This is a genomic window from Pseudomonas sp. 28 E 9 (genome assembly GCF_900004785.1).
Taxonomy (GTDB): domain Bacteria; phylum Pseudomonadota; class Gammaproteobacteria; order Pseudomonadales; family Pseudomonadaceae; genus Aquipseudomonas; species Aquipseudomonas orientalis_A.
Genome location: NZ_CVTK01000027.1, coordinates 1 through 1,810, shown reverse-complemented (window position 1 = coordinate 1,810; position 1,810 = coordinate 1). Strand labels below are relative to the sequence as shown.

Below are 1,810 nucleotides of genomic sequence, written 5' to 3'. Positions count from 1 at the left end.
TAAGCAAATTGCCGGCGGGGTTGTGGCCGAAACGCTCCTGTACGTCTTGCGAGTGATCGGCGCGGGTCAGGCGGTTTAGCGGGTCGTAGCGGTAGTCATGCTGGCCTTTGCGGGTGTCGATCAGGCGGGCGAGGTTGCCGGCTTTGTCGTAGTCGTATTGGCGTTGGTAAAGGTGGTTTCCTTGCTGGGTAACGGCGTGGGCGTGCAGGCGGTTTTGGTCGTCGTAGTGGTAGTGGCTGAGCAGTTGGCCTTGTTGGCGTTGGTGTTCGCGACCGGCGTTGAATAGATGCGAGGTGAGCACGTCACCGTTGAGTTCGACGGTGGCGAGGTGGCCGCCCTTGTCGTGGTTGAAGGTGACGCGGTTATTGTCCGGCAGGCGCAGATTTTTCAGCTGACCGCAGGCATCGTAGCCATAGCGCAAGGTGCCCCAGCCCTGATGTTCAGCAGTGAGACGGTTTTGTTTGTCGTACTCGTAGGCCAGCGCCCATTGGCCGTCTTCGACGCTGAGGAGGTTGCCTTGGCGGTCGTAGATGTAGTCGACCGTGTTGCCATCGGGCAAGGTTTTTCTTACAAGACGACCGGCATGATCGCGCTCGTAACGGGTAACAAGCTGACTGCCATCGTCGCCGTGTTCTGTCTTTTCCAGCAGGTTGCCGTTGAGGTCGTAGGCGTAGGCGGTGCGTTGGCCGTCGAAGCCGGTTTCCTGTCGGATCAGGCCGTTGGGGTGGTAGTCCAGTTGATAGGTTTCGCCAACTTCGTTTTCGATTTCAGTTAGCAAAAGGCGGGCATTGTCGTAGCGGTACTTGACCTGAGTACCGTCGGCGTTGATGCGGCGGCTGATCAGGTGCAGGCCGTCGGCGTATTCGTAGCGGGTGACGTGGCCGAGTTCATCGCGTTCGGCGATGATTTTTCCGTAGGGGTTGTAGCTGAATTCCCGATAGGTACCGTCGGGCTGGGTCAGTTTCAGCAGGCGTCCTACAGCGTCCCATTGATACTGAGTCAGCGCGCCGTATTCATCCTCCCGCGCAACCTGCCGGCCCAGATCGTCATAGCGATAACGCTTGATCCCGCCATTGGGCAGCTGTTCTTCAACAAGCTGCCCGCGCTCATTCCACACCAACCGATGACAACTGTGGTCGGGATACCAAACCCCGGTCAGTTGCCCCTGCTTGTCGTAGCTGTAGTCGGTCGCGTTGCCCTCCGGATCAATCCTGCGGATGACATCGCCTTGCTCATTACGCTCGTATTTCCAGACCGCCTCACCACGCCGCACGACCCGTACGAAACCATTGTCATGCTCGTAGGACGTCGGCTCATCCTCACCCGGAAACAGCGCGACCAAGCGACCGGCGGCGTCGTACTGATACGCCGTCACCGCGCCCAGCGGGTCCTGCTCGACGGTCAGTCGGCCCTTGTCGTCGTAGGATTTGAAATGTCGGGCGCCGTCGGGATCGATGCGCTGTACCAGTCGCGCACGCTGGTCATGCACGTAAACTTCCTGGCTGCCATCGGCGTTGTGCACGTTGACGCTGCCGTCATCGCCCCATACATACCGCGTGTCCATCTGCGAAAAACTGGCCCAGTGCCGGACACAGCGCGCGGCTTTACCAGACCTTTCCCACGCCCAGAAGAAACTCGCCCCACCGGCCAACTGCCGCTCAAGAATGACGTGCTGTTCATCGTACCGATAAACCTCGCGTTCACCGACGGCATTGGTCGCCGACACCAGTCGTCCGGCGTCGTCGTAGGCGTAGGAAACGACGTTCTGCTCGGTCACCCAAACGAAGGGTTCATGGCCTTTGGCGCGATG

1 pseudogene is annotated in these 1,810 nt (G+C 59.6%); it reads right to left on the bottom strand.

The annotated features are described in order from the left end of the window. Positions 1-1,810: pseudogene (locus tag BFQ00_RS05765) on the bottom strand (type IV secretion protein Rhs); the annotation flags it as partial.